General features: G+C 69.1%; 19 protein-coding genes. 11 read left to right on the top strand and 8 right to left on the bottom strand.

The genetic code is table 11. The features are described 5' to 3' along the window. Positions 1–18 precede the first annotated feature (18 nt). On the top strand, positions 19–384 hold the full coding sequence (locus tag E1193_RS01295) for a VOC family protein (protein WP_132179363.1): 366 nt from the start codon (positions 19–21) through the stop codon (positions 382–384). A gap of 826 nt (positions 385–1,210) precedes the next feature. Further along, the gene (locus tag E1193_RS01300) at positions 1,211–1,942 is read left to right on the top strand and encodes a methyltransferase domain-containing protein (protein WP_165945575.1); all 732 of its coding nucleotides are present in this window, start codon (positions 1,211–1,213) and stop codon (positions 1,940–1,942) included. Positions 1,943–1,952: 10 nt separating this feature from the next. Here the strand turns inward: E1193_RS01300 and E1193_RS01305 are convergent, their stop codons facing one another. Beyond that, entirely contained in the window at positions 1,953–3,062 is a 1,110-nt protein-coding gene (locus tag E1193_RS01305; protein ID WP_132179367.1) for a DegT/DnrJ/EryC1/StrS family aminotransferase, read from the bottom strand. Positions 3,063–3,285: 223 nt separating this feature from the next. After that, positions 3,286–3,765: a MarR family winged helix-turn-helix transcriptional regulator gene (locus E1193_RS01310; protein ID WP_132179369.1), complete on the bottom strand. Its 480-nt coding sequence runs from the start codon at positions 3,763–3,765 to the stop codon at positions 3,286–3,288. 89 nt (positions 3,766–3,854) lie between these two features. Here E1193_RS01310 and E1193_RS01315 point away from each other — a divergent pair, with 89 nt between their 5' ends. Beyond that, a complete protein-coding gene (locus E1193_RS01315; RefSeq protein ID WP_165945576.1) occupies positions 3,855–4,205 on the top strand; it encodes a DoxX family protein in 351 nt (116 codons plus the stop codon). Positions 4,206–4,355: 150 nt separating this feature from the next. Here E1193_RS01315 and E1193_RS01320 read toward each other — a convergent pair whose 3' ends face one another. The 4 genes from E1193_RS01320 to E1193_RS01335 all read right to left on the bottom strand — a co-directional run bounded on the left by E1193_RS01320 (position 4,356) and on the right by E1193_RS01335 (position 7,691). After that, entirely contained in the window at positions 4,356–4,994 is a 639-nt protein-coding gene (locus E1193_RS01320; RefSeq protein WP_243707205.1) for a response regulator transcription factor, read from the bottom strand. 574 nt (positions 4,995–5,568) lie between these two features. Continuing rightward, positions 5,569–6,204 (bottom strand): NAD(P)H-binding protein, encoded by a 636-nt coding sequence (locus tag E1193_RS01325; RefSeq protein WP_132179375.1) that lies wholly within the window; start codon positions 6,202–6,204, stop codon positions 5,569–5,571. A 93-nt stretch (positions 6,205–6,297) separates the two neighbouring features. Further along, positions 6,298–7,143, bottom strand: coding sequence for a maleylpyruvate isomerase family mycothiol-dependent enzyme (locus E1193_RS01330; RefSeq protein ID WP_347877002.1), 846 nt, complete (start codon positions 7,141–7,143; stop codon positions 6,298–6,300). Continuing rightward, positions 7,092–7,691 (bottom strand): NAD(P)H-dependent oxidoreductase, encoded by a 600-nt coding sequence (locus E1193_RS01335; RefSeq protein ID WP_132179379.1) that lies wholly within the window; start codon positions 7,689–7,691, stop codon positions 7,092–7,094. The genes E1193_RS01330 and E1193_RS01335 overlap by 52 nt, the downstream gene beginning before the upstream one ends. A 466-nt stretch (positions 7,692–8,157) precedes the next feature. Between E1193_RS01335 and E1193_RS01340 the strand changes: the two genes are divergently transcribed. The 7 genes from E1193_RS01340 (at position 8,158) to E1193_RS01370 (ending at position 15,161) form a co-directional block, all read left to right on the top strand. Beyond that, a complete protein-coding gene (locus E1193_RS01340; protein ID WP_132179381.1) occupies positions 8,158–9,261 on the top strand; it encodes a cytochrome P450 in 1,104 nt (367 codons plus the stop codon). 36 nt (positions 9,262–9,297) lie between these two features. Continuing rightward, the gene (locus E1193_RS01345; protein WP_132179383.1) at positions 9,298–9,495 is read left to right on the top strand and encodes a ferredoxin; all 198 of its coding nucleotides are present in this window, start codon (positions 9,298–9,300) and stop codon (positions 9,493–9,495) included. A gap of 28 nt (positions 9,496–9,523) precedes the next feature. Next, on the top strand, positions 9,524–11,689 hold the full coding sequence (locus E1193_RS01350) for an aminotransferase class III-fold pyridoxal phosphate-dependent enzyme (protein WP_165945577.1): 2,166 nt from the start codon (positions 9,524–9,526) through the stop codon (positions 11,687–11,689). Between the two features lie 94 nt (positions 11,690–11,783). Further along, positions 11,784–12,806, top strand: coding sequence for a methyltransferase (locus E1193_RS01355; protein ID WP_132179387.1), 1,023 nt, complete (start codon positions 11,784–11,786; stop codon positions 12,804–12,806). Positions 12,807–12,828: 22 nt separating this feature from the next. After that, positions 12,829–13,521, top strand: a complete 693-nt coding sequence (locus E1193_RS01360) for an antibiotic biosynthesis monooxygenase family protein (protein WP_132179389.1) — start codon at positions 12,829–12,831, stop codon at positions 13,519–13,521. Positions 13,522–13,530: 9 nt separating this feature from the next. After that, on the top strand, positions 13,531–13,953 hold the full coding sequence (locus E1193_RS01365) for an ester cyclase (protein ID WP_132179391.1): 423 nt from the start codon (positions 13,531–13,533) through the stop codon (positions 13,951–13,953). Further along, positions 13,953–15,161 carry an FAD-dependent oxidoreductase gene (locus E1193_RS01370; protein ID WP_132179393.1) on the top strand — a complete coding sequence of 403 codons (1,209 nt, stop codon included), beginning with the start codon at positions 13,953–13,955 and terminating at the stop codon, positions 15,159–15,161. Before E1193_RS01365 ends, E1193_RS01370 begins: the two co-directional genes overlap by 1 nt. A 48-nt stretch (positions 15,162–15,209) precedes the next feature. Here E1193_RS01370 and E1193_RS01375 read toward each other — a convergent pair whose 3' ends face one another. Then, a complete protein-coding gene (locus E1193_RS01375; RefSeq protein WP_132179395.1) occupies positions 15,210–16,037 on the bottom strand; it encodes a helix-turn-helix transcriptional regulator in 828 nt (275 codons plus the stop codon). 120 nt (positions 16,038–16,157) lie between these two features. Here E1193_RS01375 and E1193_RS01380 point away from each other — a divergent pair, with 120 nt between their 5' ends. Continuing rightward, positions 16,158–17,690 (top strand): MFS transporter, encoded by a 1,533-nt coding sequence (locus E1193_RS01380; protein WP_132179397.1) that lies wholly within the window; start codon positions 16,158–16,160, stop codon positions 17,688–17,690. 68 nt (positions 17,691–17,758) lie between these two features. Here the strand turns inward: E1193_RS01380 and E1193_RS01385 are convergent, their stop codons facing one another. Further along, positions 17,759–18,670 carry an aldo/keto reductase gene (locus E1193_RS01385; RefSeq protein WP_132179399.1) on the bottom strand — a complete coding sequence of 304 codons (912 nt, stop codon included), beginning with the start codon at positions 18,668–18,670 and terminating at the stop codon, positions 17,759–17,761. Positions 18,671–18,698: the final 28 nt, after the last annotated feature.

An 18,698-nucleotide genomic window follows, 5' to 3' on the forward strand; every position in this document is an offset into this window, starting at 1 on the left:
CCTGAAAGGACAGACAGCGTGCCGAACCTCAAGAATGTTAACGCGGTTTTGCCGGTCTCGGACCATGCCGCTGCAGTTGCCTGGTACAAGCAGTGGATTGGGCGCGACCCCGACGTCGAGCCGGCGGAGGGCGTCGCGGAGTGGCAGATCGCCGACAACGCATGGATTCAGGTCGCCCACGACCCGGAGACTGCGGGCAAGACCAGCATCGTCATCGGGGTCGAGGACATCGATTCCCACGTCGCCAGTCTCGAAAGAGGGGGCGTGACCTGCGGCGAAATCCAGGACTACGACTTCATCAAGCTGTCGGAGGTCTTGGACCCAGGTGGCAACAAGATTAACTTTGTGTGGGAAAACCCGAAGTACGAGCCTCCGATGGAGTAGATCGACAGCCTAGGGCCGAGAGGTTCTATGCTGCGGATAGGCCGTCGGTTCGCCGAGTTCGGCCGGGTCCGGAACCGGCCGGCTGGGCGGGCCGGGGTGCCCGGACCTGGTCGAGCGTCTGGATCACAACGGCGGGGGAATCTGCGGCCTGACCGGTGGTGGTGACCGTGGCAGGGGATCGGCCGCGGCTGGCGGCCAGGGTGTGGACCTCGGGTGGCCAGCCCGCTGCTGGCCCGGCCGTTGCCCTCGAGACCCGCGCTTCGGCAATCGCAGTCCCTTCTGGCCGCATCGGTGCCGTACTGACGCCGACGCGCGATGGTGACGTAAAGCCCCGGATGCTCCAGCCGTCGGCGAGTTTCGCCAGCGCGATGTCCTTGCCGCCACCCTAGCTTGCCCACGTGCCACCGGCCGCCCATCGGATGAACCCTGCTAGACGGTCAGCGCGGCCTGAGCGTCCCGGCAGGTCTCTCCACGGCGAGTCGGTGCCCACTCAGCAGGAGTCGGTGCCCACTCAGCAGATCGCGTATAACCTGCCGATCACCACGTCACTGGCAATTCCGAACGGGCTGGATCGGTAGCAACGGCGCCAGCACAGCTCATTCCTTGCTGCTCAGGTCACCATGTGCCCTCCCGGTTCAGCGACCGTCACGCATGATCGCCACACAATGATCCGCGGGAAGACCTCGCGCCGTCGCCCAAGGGTCCCCTACGCGAGCAGCCGAGCGGAAGAACTGAGCCTCGGCTGCTCGCGCGTCGCCTACGAGGGGAACGGCAGGCGATCGCTCCCGGCGGGTCTTTGAACTCACCCCCAATGGAAGGAACCGACATGGCAGCAGCCACCTATGGAGACGGCTACGCCGAACTCTTTGACACTGTCTACGGCGCGTTCGCGCCCGACTCAACGGTAACCACCCTTGCTGAACTGGCTGGGGACGGGCCGGTGCTTGAGCTGGGCGTCGGTACCGGCCGCGCCGCGATTCCACTTGCTGCCCGCGGTCTCAAGGTGACTGGTATCGACAGCTCGGCGGACATGCTCAGCGCGCTGGCCGCCAAGCCCGGCGGCGATGCTGTGCAAACCACAGTCAGCGATTTACCGAAGATTGCGGTGGATGGCCAGTACAAGCTCGTCGCGTGCGTCGACAACACTTTCCTGCTCTTGACGACACAGGACGAGCAGGCACAGTGCATGCTGAACGCAGGCCAACTCCTGGCCGACGACGGTGTGCTAGTTCTTGAGACCTCCGTCGGTGCACCTGGCGATTTCGGGGTGATGCCCGCGCACTTCGGTGAGAACGCCACTGTGCTGTGGGCCTACCAGGTGGACCCCCTGTCGCAGCAGTTCCATATCCGCGAGATCATCTTCGGCGAGAACCTGGTGCGTGTTATTCCTTTCGATGGCCGCGGGGTAACGGCTGCTGAACTCGACCTCATGGCACGGCTTGCCGGGCTGCGACTGCGCGAGCGGTGGTGCGACTGGGAACGCACGCCCGCCGAGCCCGACAGCAGGCTCGTCATTTCGGTCTACGAACGGTCGGCAGCCGACGCGAACGCGGCATAGCCGGCTCATCTCACAGGCGGGCCAGGATCCTCAGCAGCTCGTCGATCACCCGAGCCTGGTCCGGCTCCGACAAGGTCGGGTACATCGGCAACGAGAAGATCTCGTCCGCCAGGCGCTCGGTGACCGGGAGCGACCCGACGCCCTGCCCCAGGTGCGCGAAGCCACTCATCGTGTGCACCGGCCACGGATAGCTGATGTTCAGCGTTATTCCTGCGCCCTTCATCTGCCGCATGATCTCCTCGCGAGCCGGGTGCCGCACGACATACAGGTAGTAGACGTGATCGTTGCCGGCCGCGACGGTCGGCAGACCGAGGTCTGATCCGGCGAACGCCGCGTCATAGGTTGCCGCGATCGCCCGCCGGGCCGAGATGTACTGCTCCAGACGTGAGAGCTTCCGGAGCAGGATCTCGGCCTGGACCTCGTCGAGGCGGCTGTTGAATCCAGGCGTCTCAACGACGTAGTAGCGGTCATCCATGCCGTAGTACCGCAATCGTCGCAGCGTGGCAGCGACCTGCTCGTCGTCGACGATCACCGCGCCGCCGTCGCCGTAGGCGCCGAGCACCTTCGTGGGATAGAACGAGAACGCGGCCGCGTCACCGAACGACCCGACGATCTGACCCGACTGGCGAGCCCCATGCGCCTGGGCGCAGTCCTCGAGGACCGCGAGCCCAAAGTCCTGAGCGACCTGGTTTACCGCACGCATGTCGACCGCCTGCCCGTACAGGTGTACCGGAAGGAGACAGCGGGTCCGCTCGGTCACGGCGCTCGCCAGTTTGCTGACGTCCATCAGTTGCGTCTCCGGCCGAACATCGACGAAGACGGGGGTTGCACCGACAGCGTCGATCGCGACGACCGTGGGTGCGGCAGTGTTCGAAACCGTGATCACCTCGTCGCCTGGCCCGACGTCGAGTGCGCGCAGCGCCAACGCGAGTGCGTTCGTGCCGTTGTCGACACCAACGCAATGGCCTACGTCGTGCATGGCGGCGAACGCTGCCTCAAACGACCGCACGCTCGTTCCGAGCACCAGTTGCCCCGACCTGAACACCTTGTCGACAGCCTCAAGCAGGTCTTCCCGTTCCGCCTCGTACTCGGCGAGGTAGCTCCAAACGTTGATGCCCATAACTGGTAAGGCTAGTGCCGCGACCGTCTACATTGGTAGGTCTGCCCCCGCGTTGGCAGCCACCGGTGGCCGCGGGCGGGCGTGTCGATCGACGAGCCGAACCTGTTTCGGCGGCCGGGCTGGTGCCGGTGTTTCGGCTGGGTCAGACGTCCGGGATTCCGGGCCACCGCCGGTGCGGTGACCGGCTCCGGGGACGCAGCGCCGGCCGGCCCGATCGGTCCGGTTACCGCATGACCTGGAGCTTCGCCTTCAGCCCGATGCGCGGGCACTCGCCCAAGCCGGGCGCGACCCGGCTCAACAGCTCGCGCAGCGTCGCCCGTTCCGCTTCGGAGAGGTCGCCGAACAGTTCGTCCTCCACCTCGGCGAACGTGGTTTCCACGGTCTTGAGCGCACGGCGGCCGTGGGGGGTGATCTCGACGATGTGCCGGCGCCGGTCGGAGGGGTCACGCCGGCGGTAGGTCAACTCGGCGCGTTCCAGTTCGTTGAGGATCGCCACCAGCACACTCGGGTCGCACTCCAGGAGATCGACCAGCATCTGCTGGCACGCCGGCTCGGATTCCAGGTAGCTCAGCACCATCGCATGCCGGGGGGTGAGCCCGTTCGCGCTCAGTGCGATGCGCAGCCGGGCGTCGGTGAGCGAGCCCCGCTTGGCCAGCAGCAGGCTCAGGCGGTTCATCGGGTCGCCTCGGCCAGATCGTTCCATGTCAAGCACGGTAACAGGACGCGTATTGCGCGCCCAAGGAAGTTATTGATATGGTTCAACGATCGAGGTCGCCAGATAGTGGAGAAAGCATGAATATTGCGTACATCATCGCCGCGGTCTTGCTGTCCGCCCTGCTCGTGTTCACCGCACGCAACAAGCTCGTCCGGCAGAAGGACGTCGTTGACGTCCTGGTCAGGGTCGGGGTTCCGGAGCGGATGTTCCCGGTGCTGGCGGCCCTGCAGCTGCTCGGTGTCGCCGGGCTGCTGATCGGAATCTTCTTCCGCCCGCTCGGCGTCGCCGCGGCCGCGGGCGTGGTGCTGTTCTTCCTCGGTGCGGTGATCTCTCACCTGCGCGCGAACGACGCCAAGGGCGCGCCCATGCCCGCCGTGTTCACGGTGTTCTCGATCGTCGTGCTGGTCCTGGGTTTCGCCACTCTCTGACCTTGGGTGATGCCCGCCGGACGGTGAGTGAACTCCGGCGGGCGCCCCGGCGTGTGCAGCCCGGATCGCGGCGGGCACGATCCGGGCTGGCGGTCAGCAGCACACGCAACCATGGAGGTGGTCAGCTGACGAGCGACCGTGATTCTGTGATCACCCGTGGCCGAGCCGGAAACCGACACCTCGTACCGTGATGATCCAACTGCTGGCTCCCAGCTTGTTCCTCAACGTCCCGACGTGCGTATCGACGGTCCGCCGGGACCAGGAGTCGCCCCAGATCTCCAGCATCAGGCGCCTCCGGGAGATGACCGTGCCCGGGTTGGATGCCAGCAGGTACAGCAGGTCGAACTCCTTGCGCGTCAAATCGATCGGCCGGCCGGCGAGGCGGACCTGCCGGGCGTTCAGATCGATTTCCAGCGGCCCCTGGCAGATGGTCCGGGCGACTTGGGCGCGCGGGCGGATTCGGCGCCACACGGCGTCCATGCGGGCCAGCAACTCCCGGAACCCGTACGGTTTCACCAGATAGTCGTCGGCTCCGGCCTGGAGTCCCAGTACACGGTCAAGTTCCGCCCCCCGGGCTGTGACTGCGATGATCGGGGTGTCGCAGGCCGACCGGATTCCCCGGCACACCTCCAGGCCGTCCAGGTCGGGCAGTTCCAGGTCGAGCAGCACGATGTCGGCCTCCTCGTGCACCTGCAACGCCGCCACGCCCGTCTCGACGCTGACGACCTCGTGCCCGTGCCGGCGCAACCCGCGCGTAAGCGTCTCTGCCTCGGCCCGGTTGCTCTCCACCACCAGTACTTTCCGGTTGATGAGCTGGCCGGCTAGGCCCCGGAGGAATTGGGGCTGGTCCCCCTCCGCTGGAACCAGCGTCTCTCTGCCGCAGGTACATTGCTTGTCGAGTTCGAGAAGATCAGACGAATACGCCATTTCTCCCTCAACCAGTCATTTCAACCTTGTGGAAGTTGCTCCGACCGTACCGATCAATGCAGGAGTGTGTCAATCAAGTCCACCAATGAGCATCCTGCGCCCAGCGCAGTGATTCGGGTGGAGTTCTAAACTCAAGCGATGCCCTGAACTGGTGTTCTATTGGCGCCCGGCAGGCTGGCATTGTGTCGGGATCAGGCATGCGTCCGAGAAGTGAAGGGGATTCGCATGTAATGTATCGGACAGGGCGGCTGGGCGCTTGCGATCGCGCGCAGACGTCAACCCGAGTGTTCCGGACAACAGGACGCGGTCAAGCGCCCAGGAACCGCTTCCCGGCGTCGGCGGTGGCGGCAGGCCGTATTGGTGAGGGACGCGCGGCCACGGCCGTACCCCTCGATCGGCGTGGGGCGGCGGGTGGCCGGGGGAGACGGTGAAAAACTCAGTTGGCAACGTACGCTGGCCGTCGTCTCAGGTCGTCGCGGTTCACGGCGTCGAGCAGGGCTGTGGCCAGGTCGGCGTATGTCAGCGTGCGGCCCTTCGGCAGCGGCCGCGAGACGTCGAGCCGATAGTTGCCGGTCGCCGGCTTCTCCAACAGCCGCGGCGGTCGCAACGAGGTCCAGTCCGTGTCGCTGGCCGCCAGTAGCGCCTCCATCCGCCGCATGTCCTGGTACGTCGCCCCGAAGAAGCGCTCAAGGACGGGGACGACCACGTGGCGGTCGAAGAACGACTGGTCCTGCCGTGGGCCCACCGGGGAGGCGGAGATCACCACTATCCGCCTGATCGCCTGCCTGCCCATCGCGTACAGCAGGTTGGCCGTCCCTTCCGAATAGGTGACCGTGGGTTCTCGCGATGTGCCGATGCCGAGCGCGGAGATGACGGCGTCCACCCCGTAAAGACCCTCGACCACCCGCTCGCGGTCAAGAGCATCCACACTGACACTGCTGAGTTTCCGGTCCGGCGGTGTGGACTGCCGCGGCCGTCGCGCGAGTGCGATGACGTCGTACCCACGCGCCAGCGCCTGTTCGACCACCAACCGGCCGGTGCGGCCGTTTGCTCCCACTACGGCGATTCTCATGGCACTCCGATCTGGCACTGAAGCAAATCAATGGTCACCACGCCTGGGCAAGCACTGCAGGGAAGCGGCGGGGCTCCGCCCGATGCAGGGGTGTCAGAAGCCGGGAAACGTCGTGCGCAGGTCGTCGAGGGTCGGTCCATCGCCGTCGAGCGAGACCCCCGGTGGCGTGTGCTCCGGTGCGAGACGTCCGGCGGTCAGGCGGAGGAATGCCTCTGCCGGGATTGCGAGGGTGGGCGCCGGGTCCGCCGGTGGTGGCACGATCTGCACGGTCTCGCCGAGGTCGAGACCGATGCGACGCTCCGGGTCGGTGGTCCGGACGTCGAGCACCGGCGGGACGCCGCCGATCCTGCCGGGCTGGCCGATCCAGCCGATGAGCATCCGCAGCGGCTCGAAGAGGAACTCCACCGCCTCCGGCGCGAGGGTCGCCGACGGGTCCGACGCCACCGCGATGTCCCAGCTGTGCAGGGTGAACTCGTTGAGCCGCAGGGACGCTGTGGTCAGCACATCGATCGGTGCCGGCAGGAAGCCCAGGTCGACCCGGAGGTGTTCCCGCTGGGAAGGGTCGAGCCCTTCGAAGCGGCTGACCAGGGCCTCGTTGGACCCGACGAACGCGCCCGCCTGCTCCTGTGGAGCCAGCGCGTTCCAGCGGTCCCAGACCGACTCCCGGAAGCCGGGGCCGGGCACGGCGGCGGCGCCCAGCGCCCCGTCGAGGGTGGCCAGCATGATCTCGGCGCCGCTGCCGAGATGGCTCAGCACGTCCGCGATCGTCCACTCACTCGCTGCCGACCTGCTGGTCAGGTCCTGCGGCGTCATCACCGTCACACGACGTGCGAGGTCCTGGTGTCCCGTACGCAGAGCGGCGATCGCTCGATCGGCCGGACCGGCGGTCACGGCTGGTACGGGTTGTTGGCCCGCGCGTCCAGCAGCGCCTCTGCCCACCAGCCGAGCTGGTTGAGGAGATCCTTCGCCGCCTCCTGCGCCGGCTCCGGGTTGCCCAGCGTGCCGTCCTCCTGGAACTGCTCCCAGTAGTTGGCGAAGCTGACGCAGTCACGCACAGTGACGGCGTGCATCTCGGCGAACACCAGGCGCAACTGCTCGACCGCCCGCAGGCCGCCGGACATCGACCCGTACGACACGAACCCGATCGGCTTGGCCCGCCACTGCGTGTAGTGCCAGTCGATCAGGGACTTGATCGATGCGGGGAAGCTGCGGTTGTACTCCGGCGTCACGAGGATGAACGCGTCGGCCTCGTCGAGCGCGGCGGTGAGTTGCGCCATCTCGGCCGGCCGGGCGTCCGTCGTCGCGATCGCGGGTGGCTCGGGCCCGAGCACCAGCGGCAGGTCGACCTCGGCCAGGTCGACCAGGTTCACCTTGAACCGTCCGTGCTGCCGCGCCTGCTCGACGGTCCAGTTCGCGACAACGGGGCCGAAGCGGCCCTCGCGCACGCTGCCGAGGATCACGGCTAGCTTCACCACCTTGCCTGACATGGACGTCCCCTCTGTGGATGTTGCCGGCGCTGTGCCTTCCCCGCGCATTCTGTGGATCCGCCCGACCCGCAACCAGGCCCGGCTGAGACTGGCACTGGCGGGGCGACCCTCGGCGTCACGAGAGCCGAGCCGGGCAGACCAGGGCGGCTGACCGGTGGCGATGCCCGCTGCCGAATCAAGGCTGGCACGGAGTTGACATCGACCCGACGAAAGTTCGCCAAGACTTGGAGATCGCGGCCTTGACCCTTCGAGGGCTCCCCGAAAAACTGAACACCACATTCTATCGGCGCTTGTGCGTACGTCAGCCGTTCCCGCAACGATTCCCAGAAGCTCGCAATGTGCGTCCCGTCACCGTGTCCGATAACCCGGAAGGCTGCTCGATGTGACCGTAACGACCGTAACCCCCACATCTGACGTCGACCTTTACTCCGACGAATCAGTTCTGGCACCGTACGACAATTACCGAATGCTGCGGGATATCGGCTCGGCGGTCTGGCTGAGCAGGTACCAGGTGTGGGCGATGGCCCGGTACGCCGAGGTCTACGCCGCCCTGCACGACTACGAGACCTTCTCGTCGGGCTCAGGGGTCGGGCTGAGCGAGGAACTCAACCAGGTGATGGCCGGCGGCACGATCGGGAGCGACCCGCCGGACCACGACCGGCTCCGCCGGGTCATCGGTCGGCAGCTCACCCCCAAGGCGCTGCGCCAGCACCAGGACCACGTGCAGCAACGGGCCGCGGCGCTGGTCGAGGAACTGGTCGAGCGTGGCTCCTTCGACGCGGTGCCGGAGTTCGCGCAGAGGTTCCCGGTGTCGATGATCCCGGATCTGCTCGGCTGGCCCGAGAACGAGACCGGCAACCTGCTTGCCTGGGCTTCAGCCGGGTTCAACGCCCTGGGCCCGATGAACGAGCGCACCATGGCCGGCTTCCCGGTCCTGAAGAACCTCTGGGAGTTCCTCGACGAGCTCGCCACGTCCCGGAACCTGCGTCCGGACAGCTGGGGCGCGAATCTGGTCGCGGCGGTGGACTCCGGCGAGGTCGAGGCGGGGAAGCTGTCCGTGCTGCTCGGCGACTTTCTGGTGCCGTCGCTGGACACCACGGTCAGCGCCCTGGCCAGCGCGCTGTGGCTCTTCGGGAACAACCCGGAGCAGTGGCGCAAGGTCCGCGCCGACCCGTCCCTGATCCCTGCCGCGTTCAACGAGGTGGTGCGGCTCGAAACCCCGGCCCGTGGTTTCTGCCGGCTGGTCGCCCGGGACCACGAACTGTCCGACGGGGTGACGATGACGGCCGGGTCCCGCCTGTTCCTGCTGTACGCCTCGGCGAACCGGGACGAGCGGGTCTTCACCGACCCGGACGCCTTCGACGTCACCCGGCCGAACGTGGCCAGCCACCTCGGCTTCGGGCATGGCATCCACGGGTGCGTCGGTCAGGGGCTGGCGCGGATGGAGGCACACGCGCTCATCCGTGAGCTCGTCGCCCGGGTCGAGCACATCGAGGTCGGGGAACCGACGTGGCGACGGCACAACACCATCCGAGGCCTGGCCGCGCTGCCCACGACGCTGCACACCTGACAGATCCCGAACTTCCACTTGGCGAGGGTGGTCCTGATGCGAATCATTGTTGACCGCGACCGGTGCGAGGGGCACGGCGTCTGCGAAACCGCCGCCCCGGACCTGTTCCAGATCGACGACGAGGGCGACCTGGTCTTCCACCTCGACGGTCACGACATTCCCGAGGCACAGTGGGACGCGGCCACGAACTCCGTCCTCACCTGCCCGGTCGCCGCGCTGAAGCTGGAGAACTGACGCCATGCCGCGAAGCGCAGGGCAATCGGTGTTCCGTTCCGCGTCCGCGCGTACCCTCGAGCTGATCACCCAGCTCAACCGGGAGGAACGCTGCAACTTCCTGATGGCGAGCAACTACGTCAACCCGTCCGCGGCGAAGCTCGGCTACCTGCTGGACGACCTGGTGCGGGTCGAGTCACGCGGGCCTCGGGTGACCTACCTGCTCAGCTCCGGCCTGGAGGCCCTGTCCGCGGCGATCAAGCTGGCCCGGCACACCGCGGTTAGGGACGGGCGGGACTCCGGCGGCTGGATTCTGCTGATCGACCCGCGGGGTCGGTACCAGGAATTCATGGACCCGCTCGGGGCGGGCGTGGACGATGCGCTGATCCCGCACGTGGTCAGCGCGTCGTCCGCCGAGGAGGCAGGCAGCCGGTACGCGGGCACGCCGTGGGCGGGCGTGATCGTGGTCCGTGAGGCGGACACCGACCTCGACGACGCCCGGCTGCGCGACCTGCTGCGCGACTGCCGGCAGGGCGGCGGACTGGTGATCCTGTCGTGTACCGACCTGGAGCTGACCGGGGCGGACATGTTCGCCAACCCGGTCGCCGCGGACGCGGTCGTGTTCGGCGAGACCCTGGCCGACCGGCAGGTGCCGTTCGGCGCGCTCACGATGGCGGACGAGGCGCAGAAGATCTGGCGCAACCACGTGGACTGCTTCGCGCACACGTCCACGTACGGCGGCAACGTCATCTGTGCCGAGCTGGTTCTGGACGTGCTGGACCGGGCCGGCGTGATCACCGACCGGCACCGGACGGTGATGACCGAGATCGAGGCCGACCCGGCGACCACGCTCGAGTACTGGGGCCGGCACATCAACCCGACCATCGCCGAGATGGCGAAGACGTTCAACCTCAACCTGGACGTCCGCCGCGCGGTGGGCGGGCGGCTCACCGTCGGCGAGGGCCGGGATGTCATCGACTGCGCCGGCGGGTTCGGCAGTAACCTGCGCGGCCACAATCCGCCGGACCTCGTGCCGGAGGTCTTCCAGCGGCACGATCCGGAGCATGACTACTTCGTCGACCTGGAGCGGGAACTCGCTGGGCTGACCGGGCTGGCGCACGGCTTCCCCTCGGTGAGCGGGGCCATCGGCAACCACATGGCGGTGACGCTGGCGGCCCTGGCGCATCCACAGCGCCGGACCGTGGTGACGTTCAAGGGCAACTACGGCGGCAAGACGCTGTTCTCGTTGAACCTGAGCAAGTACGGGCCGCAGAAGACCGAGTCAGTCGAGGACGCGTTCCGGCCGTACTACGCCAAGCTGATCTACCTGGACCCGTTCGCGACGGACGCGGTCGAGCAGTTCCAGCGGGTGGTCCGCGACGACTCGGTCGCCCTGGTGTGGTTCGAGCTGATTCAGGGCGCGTCGTGTCGGCAACTGCCGGCCGAACTGCTCGCGACCATCGACCGGCTCCGGGATGAGCGTGGCTACCTGGTCGGCGTGGACGAGGTGCTCACCGGCGGCTGGCGCAGCGGCACCCACTACCTCTGCCACCAGGACGTGATGCGGCCGGCCGACATCGTCACCCTGGGCAAGACCATCAGCGACATGACCATGCCGGCTGCGGCGGTGATGGTGTCCGAGGATGTGTACCGGCGGGCCAACGAGACCGACCCGGAGCACGTCGCCCGGCTGCGGAACAGGTTCCACCACAACCTCGGCGCGCACATCTCGGTGCACGCCCTGCGGGCGATGGATCTGGATACCGTGGCCGGGCACCAGAAAGCGTACGCCGAGCTGCGTGCCTCGCTCGATGCCATCTGCCGCGACTCCAAGGTGCTGGGGCCGGTCGCCGGCCGGGCCGCGCACCTGCGGCTGACCATGGCCGGTCGGGGACTGTCGTTCGCCCAGGGGTCCGTCCCGCACACTCTGCTCACCCTGGCGCTGGCGGACTTGATCTTCCAGCGCAGCAACGTCTACGTGCCGCTGCTGGCCATCCGGCACCGCGTCGCGGCCGACCCGCTGGACCTGAGGGAGTTGGCCGCGCGTATCGAGACCGGCACCCGGGGCATCACCCCGTTGATGATCTACCGGCACGCGCTGGGCTGTCTGCTCGGCCAGAAGTCGGCGCTGCTCGGCCGTCTGCTCAAGGGCCGGGCGGCGACCCCGCAGGTGCGAACCGGGACCAACCCGAGCGCCTCGCTCAGCCGGTCCTGACCGTCGGCGTCCCCGGAGACAGACCTGACCGTCGGTGTTCCGCCTGAGAGCACCCACGCAACCCGAAGCGCGACACAAGGAGGGCGTACCTGTCATGCAGGTCGAGAACATGGACATTCCACCGGCCATGCAGGTGCTCAAGCTGGCCACCGCGAGCTGGATGGCGTCGGCGGTGAGCGCCGCCGCCGAGCTCGGGGTCGCCGACCACCTCGGCGCCGGGGCCCGAACGGTGAAGGAACTCGCCGGCGCGGTCGGCGCGCACGAGCAGACGCTGTACCGGTTGATGCGCGCGTGCGCGGACATCGGGCTGTTCCAGGAGCTACCCGGACGGGTCTTCGCCCTCACCGAGGTCGGCCACGCCCTGCGCAGCGACTCGCCGAACTCGCTGCGCAACTTCGCCCGCTGGGTAGCCCTGCCCGCCGACCGGCACACCTGGGATGGCCTGGCCAGGACCGTCCGGACGGGGAAGCCCGCGTTCGTGGATGTGCACGGCGCCGAGGTGTGGGAGCACTTCCGGGACAACCCGGAGGTGGCCGAGATCTTCGACAACGCGATGACCGAGCTTTCCCGGCAGGTGATCGCGCCGACCGTGGCCGCGTACGACTTCAGCGGCTTCCGCCGGATCGTCGACGTCGGTGGCGGTCACGGCACCCTGCTGGCGCAGGTCCTCAGCGCCGTACCGGAGGCCCGTGGGGTGCTGTTCGACCAGCCGGAGGTGATCGCCGGCGCGGGCGCGCCGCTGGACGCCGCCGGGGTCCGGGACCGCAGCGAACTCGTTGCCGGCGACTTCTTCAAGGCGGTACCCGCCGACGGTGACGCGTACGTCCTGTCGAACATCATCCATGACTGGGACGACGAGCCGTCCCGGCAGATCCTGGCGAACTGCCGCGACGCGATGACCGCGGACGGCCGGGTGCTGCTGATCGAGGCGGTGCTGCCGGACGACACCAGCCCGTCGCTGACGGTGAAGCTGATGGACCTGGACATGCTCGTGATCAGCGGCGGCCACCAGCGCAGCGGCGCCCAGTTCGACGCGCTGTTCCAGCAGGTCGGGCTGAAGCTGTCGCGGATCGTCGCGGGCGGGCTGTGCAGTGTCGTCGAAGCCACCCGGGTCTGAGCACCGAGAGAGGGGAGCCGACATGCCGTTCATCAAGGCAGGGGACGGGTACCTGGCCGTCTTCAACATGTTCACCTGCAACACCGCCGAGGAGCAGGCGCGGATCGTCGACGAGATGAAGGCGATCGTCGACAACGCGGCCTACCCCGGGTGGATCTCCTCCACCGTGCACGCCGCGGTGGACTCGCCCGGTACCGCGAACTACGTGCAGTGGCGCAGCCTGGCGGATCTGGAGGCGCGGTACGCCACCGCGAAGTACCAGCAGGGGGTCGTTCCGCTGTTCCAGCAGATCGCCACGTCGGTCGCGCTGCTCAAGACCGAGGCGGTCTTCGTCCAGCACCACCAGAACCTGGACCACATCGAGATCGGGCCGCACCGGAACGACCACACCGTGATCATCGTCATGGACTGCGAGCCGGAGAACCAGCAGGCCCTGGTCGACGCCCTCGGGCAGCGCGACGAGTGGCTGATGACCGTGCCCGGGTACCGCTCACACGCGATCTGCCGAGGCATCGAGGGAACGTTCATCATCCTGTACGCCCAGTGGGAGAGCAAGGAACACTACGACGCCTTCCACCACCTGCCGGAGTCCGACCGCCCCGACGAGGTGCGGAAGATCCGCGCCTTCACCGACACCATCGTCACCCGACGCCGGGCGAACACGTACCGGCCGGTGCACAGCCGGTCCGCGGCCCCGGTCGCCCAGGTCCGATAAGGAGAGCCGATGTCACGCGAAACCAACGAGACGACCCTGAGCAGGGCGATCGCGGCGATCAACGCCGGTGACGTCGAGACCGGGGTGAACGCGTTGTTCGCCGAGGGGGCTGTGGACCACGACCCGGCCCCGGGCCAGGGCCCGGGGCGCGCCGGCTTCCTGGCCTTCTTCCGTGGCCTCACCACCGCATTCCCCGACCTGCGCCTGGAACAGCGGCACGTGACCGCGGACGAAGATCACGTGTCGATGGCCTTCACCGTGTCGGGTACCCACCTCGGCGACTTCAACGGTGTGCCACCGTCCGGCCGGGCCTTCAAGGTGAGTGGCGTGGAGATCTTCCGGTTCGTGAACGGCCAGGTCGTCGAACGGTGGGGCCTCACCGACGACATGGGCATCCTGGGCCAGCTCGGTCTCGTCTCCCTGCCGCACTAGTGGGCGCCGCGGGTCTCGTCGTCGTCGGGGCGTCCCTCGCCGGCCTGCGCGCGGTGGAGGCGGCCCGACTGACCGGCTACACGGGCGCCGTGACGCTGATCGGCGCGGAAACGCACCTGCCGTACGACCGGCCACCGCTGTCCAAGGAGTTCCTCGACGGGCCCGGCGAACCCGAGCCACCGTACTTCCGCACCGCGGACTCGCTCCGCACCGACCTCGGGGTGGATCTGCGGCTCGGCGCCCCGGCCACAGAATTGGACCTGGACGACCGCACGGTCACGGTGGACGGCTCACCCATCCGGTACGGCGCCCTGGTGCTGGCCACCGGCGCCGGAGCCCGCCCCCTGCCCGGTACTGCCGGCATGGCCGGGGTGCACACCCTGCGCGGGCTCGACGACGTCCGGGAGATCCGGGCCGCGCTCGTGCCCGGCGCCCGGGTGGTGATCGTCGGCGCCGGGTTCATCGGGGCGGAGATCGCCTGTGCGGCCCGGCGCCGGGGGATCGAGGCCACGGTCGTGGAGGCCGGGCCGGCGCCGCTGCTGCGGGCTGTCGGCGCGGAGTTCGGTCCGGTGCTCGGCCGGGTGCTCCGGCGTTGCGGTGTGGACCTGCGGTGCGGGAGCGGCGTCGTGGGGATCGAGGGCCCGGGCCGGGTCCGGGCGGTGCGGCTGTCCGACGGCACCGAACTGCCCGCCGACCTGGTGGTGGTCGGTATCGGCGCGACGCCGGCGACCGACTGGCTCACCAGCTCCGGCCTGAAACTGGACGACGGCGTGGTCTGCGACGAGACGCTGTCGGCCGGCGTCGCCGGGGTGTACGCGGCCGGGGATGTGGCGCGCTGGTTCAACCCGGTGTTCGGGCAGGTCATGCGGCTGGAAAACTGGACCACCGCGGCGGAGCAGGCCGCGGTGGCGGCCCGCAACGCGGTCGACCCGGACCGCACCCGGCCGTGCGCCACCGTGCCGTACTTCTGGTCTGACTGGAACCGGGACCGGGTGCAGTTCGTCGGGTTGCCGGAGGCGGAGGAAACCATGATCGTCGCCGGCGACGTCGACGCCGACAGCTTCCTCGCCCTGTACCGCCGCGGCGACCGGGTCATCGGTGCCCTGGGGCTGAACCAGCGGCGCACGGTGATCCAGCTGCGGGCGGCCATCGCCCGGGGCGCGGGCTGGCGGGAGACCGTCGTGGCGTTGCGCGGGCGGACGAGCTGAGCGACCCGGGCGGATCGGCCCCGGCGGCGGATCCGCTGATGAAACCGGCTAGGACCGACGGTCGGTCTGGAGTTTGTCCAGGCCGACCCGGGTTTCGCCGTCGCTCGGCAGAAGGATCACCAGACGCAGCTCCGGATCGGACAGTTGCAGCGTCTCGAAGGTGAGCCGCAGGGTGCCGACCTCGGGATGGGACAATTCCCGCACCCCGGCGCGGCGGCCGCCGAGCGGGCGCCGCTGCCACCGCTCGGCGAACGGTGGCCCGGCCGTCCGCGCCAACTCCTGGGCGAACGCGTCCACCGCCGGATCGCCCCAGCGCAGCTCGTACAGGTCAGCGACGTGCTCGTCCGCGACCGTGTCCCAGTCCGGGTACGCCGCGCGGGCCCGGTCGTCGACGAAGGTGAACCACAACACGTTCGGCGGATCACGGTCGAGCATGCCGAGGGAACGGACCAGGTGCTCGTACGCCTCGGTCCACGCCAGCAGGTCACCGAGGTGGTTGACCACGAAACTCGGCGCCGGCTCCAGTTGACGCAGCACGGCCAGCACCGCCGGACGGACCGTCCGCACGGCCTGCCGGGTACGGGGACCGAGCTCGATGCCGGAGGTGACCGCGGCGAGGAGATGCAGGTGTTCCGCGTCCTCGTCGCTGAGCCGTAACGCCCTCGCCAGCGCGCTCAGCACCTTGGCCGACGGGCGGGTATCCCGACCCTGCTCCAGTCGTGCCAGATATTCGACGCTGACCCCGGCGAGGGTGGCCAGTTCGGCGCGCCTCAGACCGGGAGTACGCCGGCCGGAGTTGACCGGGAGCCCGACCTGGGCTGGCGTTACGGATTCCCTTCGGCTGCGCAGGAAGGCTCCCAGTTCTCCTGTCAGCACGCCGCCAAGTATGCCAGCGGAGGGTGGCACCACGGGGAATACGCTCACCCCGGCCTCCCACTGGGCGTCGCGCGGCCGGACGATGAGGGTTCTTCCCTGCCCTCACGCGCGAAGGAAACCATGAGCACGACCGATATGATCACGCCGGAGCGGGCCGGGCGCCGGGAATGGCTCGGCCTGGGGATCCTCGCACTGCCTGCCCTGCTGGTTTCGATGGACCTCACCGTACTGCATCTGGCCGCCCCGGCGATCAGCGCGGACCTGCGGCCCAGCGCCGCGCAACTGTTGTGGATCGTCGACATCTACGGCTTCCTCATCGCCGGCTTCCTCATCACCATGGGCACCCTCGGTGACCGGATCGGCCGCCGGCTGCTCCTGCTGATCGGCGCGGGCGCCTTCGGGGTGGCATCGGTGGTCGCGGCCTTCTCGGTCAACGCCGAGATGCTGATCGCCGCCCGAGCGCTGCTCGGGATCGCGGGCGCGACCCTGGCGCCGTCCACGGTCGCGCTGATCCGCAACATGTTCCACGATCCGGCGCAGCGCACCACCGCCATCTCCATCTGGTTCATGAGCTTCATGGCTGGCTCCGCCGTCGGGCCGCTGATCGGCGGCGCCCTGCTGGAGGTGGCCTGGTGGGGGTCGACCTTCCTGATCGGCGTACCGGTGATGGCGCTGCTGCTCGTGCTCGGTCCGGTCCTGTTGCCGGAGTACCGCGCCCCGCAGCCGGGTCGGATGGACCTGTCCGGCGCGCTGACCGCCCTGGTCGCGATCCTGAGCGTGATGTACGGGCTCAAGCGGGTGGCCGAGCACGGGTTGACGGTCACGCCGCTGGTGATGGTCGTGGTCGGGCTCGTCCTCGGAGTGGTGTTCCTACGGCGGCAGCGGACCGTCGCGGCCCCGCTGCTCGACCTCAGCCTGTTCCGGCTGCGCACCGCGAGCGTGTCCGTCCTCGCCCTGACCATCGGCGCGGTCGCTGTGGGCGGCGTGGGCTACCTCAGCGCGCAGTACCTCCAACTGGTCGCGGACAAGTCGCCCATCATGGCCGGGCTGTGGATGGTGCCGCCGCTGCTGACCGGCATCGTGACCACGATCGTCACCCCGGTGGTCGGCCGCCGGATCGGGCCGGGCAGCAAGACCGCGCTGGGTCTGGCGGTGGCGACGATCGGGCTGCTCGTGGTGAGCCGGGCGAACGACGACTCCGGGGTGGGGTACGTGGTGGCGGGGTTGGTGCTGCTGTTCGGCGGGATCATGCCGGTGCTGGCGCTGGGTGTGGACATCGTGGTCGCCGCGGCGCCGCCGGAGCGTACCGGCGCCGCGTCCGCGATCACCGAGACCGCCCAGGAGCTCGGCATCGCACTGGGAATCGCGGTTCTGGGCAGCATCACCACCGCCATCTACCGGCAGCAGATGCGGGAGGCGGTGCTGCCGGAGGGGATGCCCGCGGAGGCTGCGGAGGCGGCGCGGTCCACCCTCGGCGCCGCCAACGGCCTGGCCGACCAGCTCGGCCCAGGGCTGCTGGACAGCGCCGGGCGGGCGTTCACCGACGGGCTGCAGGTGGCTGCGGTGGCCAGCGCCGTGATGCTGGCGGTCACCGCGATCGTCGCCGCGGTCGCGCTGCGCCGGGTCCGGGTGGCGAGCGGAGCGTCGCACTAGGCGGAAGCCCGCCGGTCCGAACACCAGGGCGGCGCGCCGGTTCGAAGCCGGCGTGCCGCCCTCGCCAGTTACTGGGTGTGGGCTCGGCCCGGGCGGCTGGCCTGGTCCAACCGGGTCAGCTCCTCGGCGTCGAGGGTGAGTTCGGCGGCGGCGACGTTCTCCTCCAGGTGGACGACCCGGGTCGTGCCCGGGATCGGCGCCACCGACACCCCCCACACCTCGGCCTGCTGGTGGACCCACGCGAGCGCGACCTGCCCGGGCCGGACGCCGTGCCGCCCGGCGATGTCGCGTACGACCCCGCCGAGGGTGGGGGAGACCCCGGCGATGTGCGGCGGGCGCGGGACCGGCTCCAGGCTGAGCCCGCCGGCACCCTGCGGGCAGTACGGCACCACGCCGACACCGAGTTCGCGGCAGACCGGTACCGCCGCCTCGATCGCCCGGCCGACCAGCGACCACTCCGACTGCAGCGCGGCGATCGGGTGGACCGCGTGCGCGGCACGCAGGTCTTCACCGGTGACGTTGGACAGGCCGAGATGCCGGACCTTGCCAGCCTTGACCAGCTCCGCCATCGCGCCGACGGTCTCCTCGATCGGCACGGTGGGGTCCCGGTCGTGCAGGTAGTACAGGTCGATGACGTCGGTGCCGAGCCGGGTGAGACTGGCCTCGCACGCCGATCGCACGTATGCGGCGTCGCCGCGCGTACCCAACTCGCCGTGTGGGGTCGGGACCACGCCGAACTTGGTGCACAGGATCGCCTCGTCGCGGCGCTGCCGCAGGGCCCGCCCGACCAGCACCTCGTTGCGTCCGCCGCCGTACAGGTCGGCGGTGTCGAGCAGGGTCGCACCCAGGTCCAGCGCCCGGTGGACGACCGCCGTGGCGGCCCGATCGCCGTCCGGGGCGCGGGATCCGCCGAGGCGCATGCAGCCCAGGCCCTGGACCGGAACGGTCAGACCGGTGGATCCCAGCGGGGTGGTACGCATCCCGTCCCTCAAGGTCGGCGGCGACAGA

Origin of the sequence: Micromonospora sp. KC606, from assembly GCF_004348675.1 — a bacterium.
In the GTDB taxonomy this organism is placed as follows: domain Bacteria; phylum Actinomycetota; class Actinomycetes; order Mycobacteriales; family Micromonosporaceae; genus Micromonospora.